Below are 12,982 nucleotides of genomic sequence, written 5' to 3' on the forward strand. Positions count from 1 at the left end.
CGCCCGACCGACCCTCGTAAAGGAACCCGACCATGCGCCAGTCCACCCTGCGCCGCACCTGCGTGGCCCTCGCCGCCGTCACCTCCCTCGCGCTCGCCGCCACCGCCTGCGGCGGCACCACCAAGGACGACGTCAAGAACGACAGCGGGGCCGCCGCCGCCTCCGCCGGCAAGGCCGACCCGAAAGCGGCCACCAAGAAGGGACTGACCGTCGGCTTCCTGCCCAAGCAGGTCAACAACCCCTACTTCACCACCGCCGACAAGGGCGGCGAGAAGGCCCTGGCCGAACTGGGCGAGAAGTACAAGGAGGTGGGCCCCTCCAGCGCCACCGACACCTCCGGTCAGGTGAGTTACGTCAACACCCTCACCCAGCAGCGGGTGGACGCGATGGCCGTCTCCGCGCAGGACCCGGGCGCCCTGTGCACCGCGCTGAAGCAGGCCATGACCAACGGCATCAAGGTCGTCACCTACGACTCCGACACCAACCCGGGCTGCCGCAACGCCTTCATCTCCCAGGCCTCCGCCGAGGACCTGGGCCGCACCGAGGTGCAGCTCCTCGCCGAACAGATCGGCTACAAGGGCGAGATAGCGATCCTGTCGGCGGCGCAGACCGCGACCAACCAGAACACCTGGATCGGCTTCATGAAGGAGGAGCTGAAGGACCCCAAGTACAAGAACGTCAGGCTCGTCAAGATCGCCTACGGCAACGACGACGCGCAGGCGTCCTTCCAGCAGACCCAGGGCCTGCTCCAGGAGCACCCGAACCTCAAGGGGATCATCTCCCCGACCACCGTGGGCATCAAGGCCGCCGCCCAGTACCTGTCCGGCTCGAAGTACAAGGGCAAGGTCAAGCTGACCGGTCTGGGCACCCCCAACGACATGCGCAAGTACGTCAAGAACGGCACCGTCGACGCCTTCGAGCTGTGGGACCCGGCCAAGCTCGGCGACCTGGCCGCTCGTACCGCCGTCGCCCTGGCATCCGGGCAGATCAGCGGCAAGGAGGGCGAGACGTTCGAGGCGGGCGGCACGTCCTGCACCATCGGCAAGGACGGCGTGATCAACCTGGGCAAGCCGACCGTGTTCGACGCCAAGAACATCGACCGGTTCGACTTCTGATCGACGAGGGGGCGCTGATGCGACGCGTGTGCTTCCTGCTGAAGGTCAGGGCGGACCGCCTCGACGAGTACCGCGAGCGGCACGCCGCCGTCTGGCCGGAGATGCTCGACGCGCTCCGGACGGCCGGCTGGCACAACTACTCGCTCTTCCTGAGAGCCGACGGACTGCTCGTCGGCTACCTGGAGACCGAGGACTTCGCCGCCGCCCAGGCCGCCATGGAGGCCACCGACGTCAACGCCCGCTGGCAGGCGGAGATGGCGCCGTTCTTCGAATCGCTGGACGGCGCCCGGCCCGACGAGGCGATGACACCGCTCACGGAGGTGTTCCACCTGCCGTGACCGCCGCCGCGAGCGGGGCCGCCGCACCCGCCGTCACCGGGCCGTGATGCCGGTGATGACGGTAATGTGAGGGCCCCTTCCGCCCGTGAGCGCGCGGTGAGTCCGCCCTCGGGCGCCCGGGCGCCCGTGGTGCCCGTGAGCGCGTCGCCCCGCCGTCCCCTCGTCCCCTGGAGGTCCGAAGTCCGATGGCCCAGTCGGTGGGTATCAAGGACGTCGCCCGCGCCGCCGGAGTCTCGGTGGGCACGGTCTCGAACGTCATCAACCGTCCGGAGACCGTCGCCGGCGAGACCCGGGCGCGGGTGCTGTCCGCGATCGAGCGGCTCGGCTACGTGCGCAGCGAGTCCGCCCGGCAACTGCGCGCCGGCCGCAGCCGGATCATGGGCCTGCTGGTGCTGGACATGGGCAACCCGTTCTTCGTGGACGTGGCACGCGGCGCCGAGCGGGCCGCCCGGGACGCGGGGCTCGGCGTGATGGTCTGCAACAGCGCGCAGAACGCGGCCGAGGAGGCGGAGTACCTCTCGCTCTTCGCCGAGCAGCGGGTGCGCGGGGTGCTGCTCACCCCGGCCGACGCCACCGGCCGCAACATCGAGGCCTTCCGCCGGCACGGCATCCCCTTCGTGCTGGTCGACCGGGTCGCCGAGGGCACCGCCGAGTGCTCGGTCTCCGTGGACGACGTGGCGGGCGGCGCCCTCGCCGTGCGGCACCTGGTCGACGCCGGGCACCGTTCGATCGCCTACGTCAGCGGTCCGCCCGGACTGAACCAGGTGCGCGACCGCCGTACCGGCGCCCTGAACGCCCTCGCCGAGGCCGGACTCGGGCCCGACGCCCTGCGCGAGCTGCCCAGCGAGCGCCTGGACGTGGCCGCCGGCCGGGACGCCGGCGCCCGGCTGCTGGGCCTCGCCGACCGCCCCACCGCCGTCTTCTGCGCCAACGACCTGCTCGCCCTCGGCGTGCTCCAGGCCCTCTACGCGGCCGGCGTGGTCGTCCCCGACGACCTGGCCATCGTCGGCTACGACGACATCGAGTTCGCCGCGGCCGCTGCCGTACCGCTGACCTCGGTACGGCAGCCCGCCGTCACCATGGGCGCACTCGCCGCCGAGCTGCTGCTGGAGGAGACCGAGGCCGGCGCGGAGGGCGGCGCCGGCCGGCACGAGCACCGGCGCGTGGTGCTCCAGCCGGAGCTGGTGGTGCGCCGCTCCAGCCTCGCCGCCCGCTGACCGGCGGTTCAGCAGGGATCCGTGATCCCGGGTGGGTGGGCCCCGGCCGGTGTGCTGAACTGGGACGCGTCCGTGCCGTCCGTCCCGGGAGAACCGTTGACTTCCAGCTACCGCCAGCCCGGTGTCGTCCTCACCGACCGCCGCTTCACCGTGCCCCTCGACCACGCGCGGCCCGACGGGGAGACCATCGAGCTGTACGCCCGCGAGGCCGTCGCGAGCGACCGGGCGGGGCAGGACCTGCCGTGGCTGGTGTATCTGCAGGGCGGGCCCGGCTTTGGGGCGAATCGTTTCGTCGGACGGCAGGCCTGGCTCGACCGCGCGCTGAAGGACTACCGCGTCCTGCTCCTGGACCAGCGCGGCACCGGCAGCTCCACGCCCGCCAACCGGCAGACCCTGCCGCTGCGCGGCGGCCCCGCCGAGCAGGCCGCCTACCTCACCCACTTCCGGGCCGACTCCATCGTCCGCGACTGCGAGGCCGTCCGCCCCCGGGTGACGGGCGGCGCCCCGTGGACCGTCCTCGGACAGAGCTTCGGCGGTTTCTGCGCGGTGTCGTACCTCTCCCTGGCCCCCGAGGGCCTGAGCACCGCCGTCATCACCGGCGGCCTGCCCTCCCTCGACGCCCACGCCGACGACGTCTACCGGGCCGCCTACCCGCGCATGGAACGCAAGGTCGCCGCGCACTACGCCCGCTACCCGCAGGACGTCGAGCGGGCCCGGCGCATCGCCGACCACCTCCTCACCCACGACGTCGTGCTGCCCGGCGGCCACCGTCTCACCGTGGAGGCCTTCCAGTCCCTCGGCCTGATGCTCGGCATGAGCGACGGCAGCCACCGGCTGCACTTCCTCCTGGAGGACGCGTTCGTCCGCACCCCCGGCGGCCCGGAGCTGTCCGACGCCTTCCAGGAACAGGTGCGCGGCCTGCTGTCGTACGCGGCGCACCCGCTGTACGCGCTCGTCCACGAGTCCGTCTACGGCCAGGACGCCCGCCCCACCGCCTGGGCGGCCGAGCGGGTACGGGCGGAGTTCCCGCAGTTCGACGCGGCCAAGGCGGTCGCCGGCGACGCCCCGGTGCTGTTCACCGGCGAGACGGTGCACCCCTGGACGTTCGACACCGACCCGGCCCTGCGCCCGCTGCGGGAGACGGCCGAACTGCTCGCCGCCCGCACCGACTGGCAGCCGCTGTACGACCCGGCCCGGCTCGCCGCCAACGAGGTCCCGGTCGCCGCGGCGGTCTACCACGACGACATGTACGTGGACGCCGGCCACTCGCTGCGTACCGCCCGCGCCGTGCGGGGGCTGCGGACCTGGGTGACCGACGAGTACGAGCACGACGGGCTGCGCACCGGGGCGCCGCGGGTGCTGGACCGGCTGCTCGCCCTGGCCCGCGACGAGGCGTGAGCCAACGGGGCGCGGCGTAAAAGGAGTTGCTGCGGCGGGCGGGCGGCATAGTCTGCGGCCGTGGGCGAGCCGGTGATCACCGGACCGGATCCGCGGCCGCCACCGAACGAACGGGGACCTCATGAACCGCACCGACCTGCTCGCCGACCGCTTCGAGGAGCACCGGGGGCAGTTGCGCGCGGTGGCCTACCGGATGCTCGGCTCGCTGACCGAGGCGGAGGACGCCGTCCAGGAGGCCTGGCTCAGGCTCGGCCGAAGCGACGCGGAGGAGATCCGCAACCTCGGCGGCTGGCTGACCACCGTGGTGGGCCGGGTCTGCCTGGACATGCTGCGCTCGCGCACCGCGCGCCGCGAGGAGCCGATGGACGACGCGTTCGTCCCCGACCCGGTGGTCCGGTCCCTCGCCGAGACCGACCCCGAGCAGGAGGTGCTGGAGGCCGACTCGGTCGGGCTCGCGCTCCTGGTGGTCCTGCAGACGCTGGAACCGGCCGAACGGCTGGCGTTCGTCCTGCACGACATGTTCACCGTGCCCTTCGACGACATCGCCGCCATCGTCGAGCGCACCCCGGCCGCCGCCCGGCAGCTCGCCAGCCGGGCCCGCCGCCGGGTCCAGGGGGCCGGACCGGCGGCCGACCCCGACCTCGGCCGGCAGCGGCAGGTGGTCGACGCCTGGCTGGCCGCCACCCGTGGCGGCGACTTCGAGGCACTGCTCGGCCTGCTCCACCCGGACGCCGCGCTGCGCGCCGACGCCGGCGCCCTGGTCCGGGGCGTGGGCGCCTCCAAGGCGGTCAGCGGGGCCCGGACGGTCGCCGAACAGGCCTCGATGTTCGCCCACCTCGCCGTGCACGCCCGGCCCGTACTGGTCAACGGAACGGTGGGCCTGGTCACCGCGCCCGGGGGACGGCCGGTCTCGGTCACGGCGTTCACCGTCGCCGACGGCCGGATCACCGGCCTCTACATCCTCGCCGACCCGGAACGCCTGGCCCGCCTCGAACTGCCCGCGCTGGAGGGCTGAGGGGCTCATGGACCGGGCGTGTCAGGGGCGGAGGGCGTGGCCGCGCGCCGGGCGGCCACGCAGGTCACTAAGCTTGTCGCCATGCCCGGTCAGATATCCGACCTCGCCGCTCTGCGCGGCGACTGCGCCCAGTGCTTTGGGCTGTGCTGCGTCGCCCTGCCCTTCGCCGCGTCCGCGGACTTCGCGCTCGACAAGCCCGCGGGCAGGCCCTGCCCGAACCTGCGCGAGGACCAGCGCTGCGGCATCCACGCCGACCTGCGCGAGAAGGGCTTCCCCGGCTGCACGGTCTACGACTGCTTCGGCGCGGGCCAGAAGGTCTCGCGGCTCACCTTCGAGGGGCAGGACTGGCGTACCGGCTCAAAGGAGCACGCCCGCCGGATGTTCGAGGTCTTCCCCGTCGTACGCCAACTGCACGAACTGCTCTGGTACCTGACGGACGCGCTGCGCCTGGAGGCCGCCCGGCCCGTCCACGCCGGCCTGCGCGAGGCACTGGAGCGCACCGAGCTGCTCACCCGGGGGACCCCGGAGGAACTGGCCCGGCTGGACGTCGCCGCCCACCGGCAGGAGGTCAACGTCCTGCTGCTGCGCGCGAGCGAACTCGCCCGCGCGGACGCCGTAGGCGGAACGGACGGACCGGACGGGCACGACGGCAAGGGCGGCAGAGCCGGGAAGACGGGCAAGGGCGGAAAGCGGGGCAAGGGCGGCCGGCGCGCGGCCAAGGACCGCCGGGGCGCCGACCTCATCGGCGCCCGGCTGCCCGGCGCCGACCTGCGCGGGGCCAGTCTGCGCGGCGCGTACCTCATCGCGGCCGACCTGACCGGCGCCGACCTGCGCGACGCCGACATGATCGGCGCCGACCTCCGTGACGCCGACCTGACCGACGCCGACCTCACCGGCGCCTTCTTCCTCACCCAGCCCCAGGTCAACGCGGCCCGCGGCAACGCCGGCACCAGACTCCCGCAGTCGGTCACCCGGCCCGCGCACTGGGTGGCGGGCGGCTGAGAGTTCCGGGCCGCGGAGTTCGCCCACCGCGGACCGGGGCGCGCCGGTGCCCTCCGGCCGGGGTCAGCCGCCCGTGCCGCTCACCGGGCACCGGGCGGCCGTGCCGGGGCCGGTGTCGGGCACGGTGACGGGTGCCGGGGCGGGGGAGGGGCGTCGTTCCAGGCGCAGGCGCAGACCTTCCGGCATCACCGTCAGGCGCTCGGTGACCCGGAGCCGGTAGGCGGGGTCGGCGCGCAGATCGTAGCGGCGCAGCAGCAGGCCGAGGACGAGGGTCGCCTCGTGCAGCGCGAACTGGCGGCCGATGCAGGCCCGCGCGCCGGTGCCGAACGGCTTGAAGGTGTGCGGGGGCCGGGCCCGTACGGCGCCCGCCGCGAAGCGGTCCGGGTCGAAGCGCTCGGCGTCCTCGCCCCACACCTCGGGGTCGCGGTGCAGCAGCGGCAGCAGGACCAGCGCCCAGGCTCCGCGCCGCATCGGGTGCTCCCCGGCGAGCACCGTGTCCTGCCGGGCCTCCCGGGCATAGGCGGGCGCGGTCGGCCACAGCCGCAGCGACTCGTCCAGCACCCGGCGGACGTAGCGCAGCTTGGCGACCTGCTCGTAGCCTGGCTCCGGGGTGTCCCGCCAGACGCGGTCCACCTCGGCGCGGGCCCGGGCGGCGACCTCCGGGTGCCGGGCCAGGTAGTACAGGGCGAAGGACAGCGCGCCCGAGGTGGTCTCGTGGCCGGCCACCAGGAACGTGATCACCTGCTTGCGCACGTTCTCCGCGGACAGCCGCTGCCCGGTCTCGGGGTGCGCGGTGTCCAGCATGCGGTCCAGCAGGTCCCCGCCCCCGCCGCCCGAGCGGCGCCGGGCCGCCACGACCTCGTCGACCGTGCGGTCCAGGTGGGCGATGTCGGCGGCGTTGCGCCGGGCGGCGCCGCGCAGCAGCAGCGGCGCCAGCGGCACCGGCACGCTGTTCAGGCGCTGCGCGTAGCTCAGCGTGCCGACCATCGCGGTCACGAACGGATGCGGCCGGTCCCGTTCGAAGGAGTCGAAGTCGTGCCCGAACCCGGTGCGGGCGATCGTCTCCAGGGTCAGCTTGGTCATGTCACCGGGCACGTCCACCGGGCGGCCGGCGGCCAGCTCCCGGTCCCAGTGCCCGGTCAGCCGCCCGGCCACCGCCAGCATCGTCGAGTGGTAGCCCGCCATGGCCTCCCGGCTGAAGCCGGGCGCCAGCACCTCGTGCGCCAGCTCCCAGTTCGGCTCGTGGTTGTACGCCGTGAACAGCCCGTCCCCGGCGACGGGGCGGAGGTTGGCGACCCCCAGACCCACGTGCTTGGCGAACCGGGACTCGTCGGAGAGGTCGGCGACGAGCCGCGACCCCCACAGGAACACGAACTCGTTGCCGAACACCCGGCGGCGGAAGACGGGCCCCAGTTCCCGCCCGAAGCGCATCGAGTCCTGCAGCGGCCGGTGCCGGTCGACGCCGAGCACATCGCCGAGCAGCGGCAGCCGGCGCGGCGGATGCGGGATGCGGTGCAGCTCGGGCCAGCCCTGTTCGGCACCGCGGAACCCCTTGGGCAGCCCGGTCTCCGTCGTCACCGCCATGACGCGATCTCCCTTGATCCAGCGGATGGTCGAACCTGTGACGCGCGCGTGTTGTACGTGAGTTCAATAACGCGTTCCAGTGTGGTCCGCTTGTTGAACCGGCGTCAAGTAAAGTGACGGCATGCCCGCGAACCAGGGGGAACGCGCCCGGCGCAGACTCAGCACCGAGGAGCGCCGTGAGCAGTTGCTGTCGGTCGGCGCGCGGCTGTTCTCGGAGAGCCCGTACGACGAGGTGCGCATCGAGCGGGTCGCCGAGATGGCGGAGGTCTCCCGCGGGCTGCTCTACCACTACTTCCCGACCAAACGGGACTTCTTCGCCGCGGTCGTGGAGCGCGAGAGCGAGCGGATGCTGCGCATGACGGCGGCCGTGCCCGGGGTGCCGGTGCGCGAGCAGCTCCTCGCCGGCCTGGACACCTACCTCGCCTACGTCCAGGCGCACGCGCACGGCTTCCGCGCCTTCCACCGCGCCGACGCGGCCGGTGACCAGGCCGTGCGCCGCGTCTACCAGCGGGCCCTGGCCGCCCAGGAGCAGCAGATCCTGGGCGCCCTGGCCGCCGATCCCGAGTTCGGGCCCGCGTTCGAGAGCACTCCAGGGGCGCGGCTCGCCGTGCGCGGCTGGCTCGCCTTCACCACCGCCGTCTGCCTGGAGTGGCTGCGCGACGGCGGGCCGGCCCGGGAGCAGGTCCGCGACCTGTGCGCCCGGGCACTGCTGGGGGTCATCGTCTGAGGTCCTACGCCGGCGGGCGTGGTTGGCGCGCGCCCCGATCCCCGATAGGTTAGGCAAGGCTTACCTTAGTGGGAGGAGTGGGGATGGGTGACACCCAGGACTGGGCGGCCGGACCCGGCGCGGCTCAGCGGGCGCGGTCGGTGGCGGCGGTCGCGTGGTCGTGCGCGGTGACCGCGGACGGAGCCCGCGAGGAGTACGTCGGCGCGCACCGCGTGACCGCCGACGGCGGAGTGCTGCTGGACGTGCCCGAGGACAGCGCCCTGGCCGCGGCCGCGCTGTGCGCCCCGCGCGGCGAGCCCACCGCCCTGGTCGAGTTCGCCGACGCGGCCCCCGTGCCGGTGCGCCGGCGGATCCGGGCCCGGCTGTGGCTGGCCGGCTGGTTCACCCCGTTCGGCGGCTCGCTGTTCCTGCGGCCCACCCGCGTGGTGCTGTGGCAGCCGTCCGGCTCCGTGCCCGTCGGCCCCGACGAGTTCGCCGCCGCCGCGCCCGACCCGCTGGCCGGCGCGGAGGCCCGGCTGCTGACCCACCTCGCCGACGCCCACCCGGACGCCGTCGAACGGCTCACCCGCCTCGTGCGGCCCGAGAGCCTGCACGCCGCGACCCGCGTGGTGCCGCTCGCCGTCGACCGGCACGGTCTCACCCTGCGCATCGAACGCGCCCGCACCCAGGGCGACGTACGGCTGCCGTTCCACACCCCCGCCGACGACGTCGCCCAGCTCACCGAGCGCATGCACGCCCTGCTGGCCCAGGCGTGCGGCGCCGCCCGCCCCCGCGCCCTACAGCGGCAGCGCGCAGACGGCGACCGGTGACGCGAACGGCTCGCCCGCCAGGCGCATCCCGCCGCCTTCCCGGTCCACGTGGAAGACGGCGACCGTGCCGGAGCGCTGGTTCGCCGCGAACAGCAGCCGGCCGTCCGGCGAGAGGGCGATCTGCCGCGGGAAGTCCCCGGCCACCGGCACCGTGCCGAGCAGCCGCAGCCGGGCTCCGGAGTCCTCGACGGCGTAGCGCGCGATGCTGTTGTGGCCGCGGTTGGCGAGGAAAGCGAACGAGCCGTCCGCGGTCACCAGGAACTGCGCCGGGTAGTTGGTGCCCCCGGACGAGCCCGACGGCTGCGGGGCGCCGATCGTCAGGCGGCCGGTGGGCGGGTCGTAGGCGCAGACGGCGACCGTGTCGTCCACCTCGTTCGCCAGGTAGGCGTGGCGGCCGCCGGGGTGGAAGGTCAGATGACGCGGGCCCGCGCCGGGCCGGGCGTGCGCCCGGGCGACCTCGGTGAGGGTGCCCCGGCGCTCGTCGAGCCGGTAGCTGTAGACGGTGTCGGTCCCGAGGTCGACGGCGAGGACGTGGCCGCCGTCCGGGGCGGTGACGAACTGGTGCGCATGCGGGCCCTGCTGCCCGGGGCCGGGCGCGGGACTGGTGTGGGTGACCACGGCGGTGCGCTCGCCGAGCGCCCCCGAGGCGTCGATGGGGTGCACGGCGACACTGCCCGACTGGTAGTTGGCGCTCAGCAGCCAGCGCCCGCGCGGGTGCACCGAGAGGTGGCAGGGGGCCGCCCCGCCCGTGCCGCGGGCGCCCAGCACCTTGCGGTCGGCGAGCCGGACGGCGGTGACCGCGCCTTCCTGGCGCTCGTCGACCGCGTACAGCGTGCGGCCGTCGGGGTGGACCGCGAGATACGACGGGTCGGGGACGCCGGTGAGCGTCCCCTTGCCGGTGATCCGGCCGGTCGCCGGGTCGTACTCGGCCAGCCCGACGCCGGCCCCGCCGCCCTGCGCGGAGGTGTAGGTGCCCAGATACAGCGGACGGGGTCGGTCCGGCCCACGGGGCGGACGGGCCGCCGTGCGCTCACCGGCCCGCGGCGCCGGACCGGCCGGCGCGGCGGGGGCGGGCGGCTCGGCAGCCGTGACGGGCACCGCCACCACGGCGGCCGCACCCGCCACGGCCCCGACGAACCGGCGCCTGCTCCAGCCGGTCCCCGGTTCCCCGCCCCGGCCGGTCGCACGGGAGCCGCCGCGCACCGCCCGTTCCTCCTCGTCCATGCCGCACCTCAGGTCGTCGGTCGTCCCGCTGGTGCGGTCACCTTGGCGCGGACCGGCCGGTGAAGGCAAGAACGGCAACGGCCGTTGCACGGAGCGCAACGCGATCCGGGACTACCAGTCACCGTCCTCGACCGGCTTGCCCGGCGCGTCCTTCAGCGGGGTGACCTGTCCGGGGGACGGCTGCTGCCAGGGGTCGAGGTCGTCGCCGAGCCAGTCGCCGACCGGCTTGACGTCGGTCAGGGCCCCGGACGGGTCGAGGTCCTCGGCGTCCTCGTCGTAGTAGTCGTACCAGGGCAGCCCGGCCCGTGTGTACGCAGCGCGGTCCACCGGCGACGGCGGAGGCGCCTCGCCGGTGATGCGGCGCCACTCGGGAGGTGTGACCAGGTGGACGAAGACCCGTCCGGCCGGCGTCTCGGACCAGTCCTTCAGGGGCCGGTCGTCCCGGTAGACCTCCTGGCGCATCGAGCCGCCGACGCCCAGCCCCATCGCGGCCGCGCGCCGCGGGGGAGCGCCCGCCGGGGCGGAGGGCGCCGGCGGGGGCCCGCCGGGAGCGGCCGCCGCCATGGGGACGGGTCCGCCGCCGGGCGGGGGCGCGCCGTAGCCGGCGAACGGCCCGGCCGTCCGCTGCCGCTGCCGCTCCCGCTCCGCGCGCCGCCACTCGGCCAGTGCGCGCTCCTTCAGCCCGAACGCCTGGAGCTGTACGCCGCCCCACACCTCCTCGCCGGTGACCTGGCCCTCCACCGTCGCCCCGAGGCCGAGCGGCACGGCGACGAACTGCCGCACCGTGCCCTTGCCGGAGTTGATGCCGTCCAGCCAGGGCTGGCGGGGCAGCACCAGGTAGTTCTGCGGCTTGCGGACCAGGTGGTCGCGCCACGGCTTCCCGGACACGGCGCACACCTTGCCCACGCCCACCTGGAGAGCGGCCGGCTCCGTCGTACCGGTGAAACTCAGCCACATCGCCTCGCGCAGGTGGACCGGCAGCATCACGCCGCCGCGACCGCGCCACTGCGGCGGCACCCGGTCGCCGAAGTCGGACACCCGCCGCACCGGGAACTCGCCGAGCCCCGGCGGGAGCGGATGGGTGCCCTTCTCGGGCAGCCGCAGCGTGCGCACGAACCGCACCGCCACGCCGCCCGCCAGCCTCAGTGTGTTCCCGTCGATCCGTACCCCGGTCCCGGCCATCGGCCCGCCCCCTCGCCTCCTGGTGCCGGCCCCGCCGCGGCACCTCTCACGGAGAACGCTCGCCGAACCCCGCGCGGTTCCGCCAGAGGTTCTCCTGCACTCCCAGGCGCTCGCGCAGCCTGCTCATCCGGGGCAGCCTGGCCCGCTGCTCCCGGGACACCCGGTCCAGCTCCTCCAGCAGGCGGCGGGTGCGGTGCTCGGTGTCCAGCTCGGCGATGATCCGGTCCACCTCGGTCAGCACGGCGCCCATGAGCTGCCAGTTCTCCCAGTCCTTGCCGATCTCCTCCTGGAGCAGCCCGGCGAGCCGGTCTCGGGTGCCGGCCGCGGTGTGCAGCTCGGCGGCCAGACGCGCCTCCGCCGACTCGGCGTTCTCGCTGAGATGGGTGGTCACCAGTACCGCGAAGCTGACGATGGCGTCGCCGATCTCGGAGAGGAGCTGCTCCACCGTGGCGCCGATCTGCTTGGGGAACAGCTCCTCGGGGCCGCGGGCCTTGGCCAGGTCGGTGAAGGAGCGGGCCAGCACCCGCAGCACCACCGTGCAGATCTCCAGCGTGTCCAGGCCGGTGCGCAGCACCACCCGGTGCAGCAGGCCCTCCCGGACGCGCGGATTGAGCCGCAGGCTGTCCTCGGCCTGCCGCAGCGAGGCGTCCACCTGGGCGATGTGCTGGTCCAGGCGGCGGGCCTCGTGCAGCCGTTCGGCGGCCAGCTCCCACGTGACGTGGCCGGCCGCCTCCTCGCCCATCCGCAGCATGAGCTGCCGCACCCGCCGGGAGAGGTCCGCGATCGACTGACCGGCCTTGTCCACCCATACCGGGGGCGGCAGCAGCAGGTTGCAGGCCATGCCCACGAACGCGCCGATCAGGGTCTCCACGATCCGGGCCCAGGCGGTGAAGCCGACGGTGGTGACCCCGAGCACCAGCATGGCGCTGATCGCCACCTCGGCCACGTACTCGTCCACCCGCACCAGGTGTCCCACGCCCAGCGAGGCCACGATCAGCAGCGCCAGGCTCCACCAGGTCAGCCCGACCAGCAGACTGAACGCGATGGCGACCAGCACCCCGGCGACCACCGAGTTCACCCGGCGGATGCCGTTGGTGAGGGTGGCGTAGAAGGTGACCTGGACGACCAGCAGGGCGGTCAGGGGCGAGGTCAGCGGGGCCGGTTCCGGACTCAGGCGCAGCGCCACCACGTAGGCGATCGTCGCCGCGGTCGCGGACCGAAGCGTCTGGACGACCACCGGCTCCCGGTAGCGCATCACCAGTCGCTTCAGTGCCGCGGGCCACTCTCGTACGTCTTGCATTCCTTGGCCTGTTCCCGCTCCCCGGCCAGGCCGAACGTCCTCGATCGCCGAGGCGTCCATCCGTGACGGCC

The 12,982-nt window shown here is 74.3% G+C and carries 12 protein-coding genes; 8 read left to right on the forward strand and 4 right to left on the reverse strand.

Annotated elements, in window-relative coordinates; all coding sequences use genetic code 11:
- Positions 1-32: 32 nt before the first annotated feature.
- From rhaS to ACFQ9Z_RS32085, 6 genes are all read left to right on the forward strand, one after another.
- Positions 33-1,115: a rhamnose ABC transporter substrate-binding protein gene (gene rhaS / locus ACFQ9Z_RS32060; RefSeq protein ID WP_383027397.1), complete on the forward strand. Its 1,083-nt coding sequence runs from the start codon at positions 33-35 to the stop codon at positions 1,113-1,115.
- Positions 1,116-1,132: 17 nt separating this feature from the next.
- Complete coding sequence (locus ACFQ9Z_RS32065) at positions 1,133-1,453, forward strand: L-rhamnose mutarotase (protein WP_383027402.1); 321 nt, start codon at positions 1,133-1,135, stop codon at positions 1,451-1,453.
- Between the two features lie 185 nt (positions 1,454-1,638).
- Positions 1,639-2,670 carry a LacI family DNA-binding transcriptional regulator gene (locus ACFQ9Z_RS32070; RefSeq protein ID WP_383027406.1) on the forward strand — a complete coding sequence of 344 codons (1,032 nt, stop codon included), beginning with the start codon at positions 1,639-1,641 and terminating at the stop codon, positions 2,668-2,670.
- 96 nt (positions 2,671-2,766) lie between these two features.
- Positions 2,767-4,068 carry an alpha/beta fold hydrolase gene (locus tag ACFQ9Z_RS32075; RefSeq protein ID WP_383027410.1) on the forward strand — a complete coding sequence of 434 codons (1,302 nt, stop codon included), beginning with the start codon at positions 2,767-2,769 and terminating at the stop codon, positions 4,066-4,068.
- 121 nt (positions 4,069-4,189) lie between these two features.
- Positions 4,190-5,083, forward strand: a complete 894-nt coding sequence (gene sigJ / locus ACFQ9Z_RS32080) for an RNA polymerase sigma factor SigJ (RefSeq protein ID WP_383027415.1) — start codon at positions 4,190-4,192, stop codon at positions 5,081-5,083.
- An 81-nt stretch (positions 5,084-5,164) separates the two neighbouring features.
- Entirely contained in the window at positions 5,165-6,085 is a 921-nt protein-coding gene (locus tag ACFQ9Z_RS32085) for a pentapeptide repeat-containing protein (protein WP_383027418.1), read from the forward strand.
- A 63-nt stretch (positions 6,086-6,148) separates the two neighbouring features.
- On the opposite strand, the gene ACFQ9Z_RS32090 is transcribed toward ACFQ9Z_RS32085, so the two are convergent.
- Positions 6,149-7,669, reverse strand: coding sequence for a cytochrome P450 (locus ACFQ9Z_RS32090; protein ID WP_383027423.1), 1,521 nt, complete (start codon positions 7,667-7,669; stop codon positions 6,149-6,151).
- A 121-nt stretch (positions 7,670-7,790) separates the two neighbouring features.
- Here ACFQ9Z_RS32090 and ACFQ9Z_RS32095 point away from each other — a divergent pair, with 121 nt between their 5' ends.
- Complete coding sequence (locus tag ACFQ9Z_RS32095; protein ID WP_383027426.1) at positions 7,791-8,396, forward strand: TetR/AcrR family transcriptional regulator; 606 nt, start codon at positions 7,791-7,793, stop codon at positions 8,394-8,396.
- An 83-nt stretch (positions 8,397-8,479) separates the two neighbouring features.
- Positions 8,480-9,205, forward strand: coding sequence for a DUF2470 domain-containing protein (locus ACFQ9Z_RS32100; protein WP_383027430.1), 726 nt, complete (start codon positions 8,480-8,482; stop codon positions 9,203-9,205).
- Here ACFQ9Z_RS32100 and ACFQ9Z_RS32105 read toward each other — a convergent pair.
- The 3 genes from ACFQ9Z_RS32105 to ACFQ9Z_RS32115 all read right to left on the reverse strand — a co-directional run bounded on the left by ACFQ9Z_RS32105 (position 9,173) and on the right by ACFQ9Z_RS32115 (position 12,911).
- Complete coding sequence (locus ACFQ9Z_RS32105) at positions 9,173-10,429, reverse strand: lactonase family protein (RefSeq protein WP_383027433.1); 1,257 nt, start codon at positions 10,427-10,429, stop codon at positions 9,173-9,175. The genes ACFQ9Z_RS32100 and ACFQ9Z_RS32105 overlap by 33 nt on opposite strands.
- Before the next feature lie 111 nt (positions 10,430-10,540).
- Entirely contained in the window at positions 10,541-11,611 is a 1,071-nt protein-coding gene (locus ACFQ9Z_RS32110; protein WP_383027437.1) for a hypothetical protein, read from the reverse strand.
- A 46-nt stretch (positions 11,612-11,657) separates the two neighbouring features.
- Entirely contained in the window at positions 11,658-12,911 is a 1,254-nt protein-coding gene (locus ACFQ9Z_RS32115) for an aromatic acid exporter family protein (RefSeq protein WP_383027440.1), read from the reverse strand.
- Positions 12,912-12,982 lie beyond the last annotated feature (71 nt).

This window comes from Streptomyces sp. NPDC056580, assembly GCF_042793175.1.
Classification (GTDB): domain Bacteria; phylum Actinomycetota; class Actinomycetes; order Streptomycetales; family Streptomycetaceae; genus Streptomyces.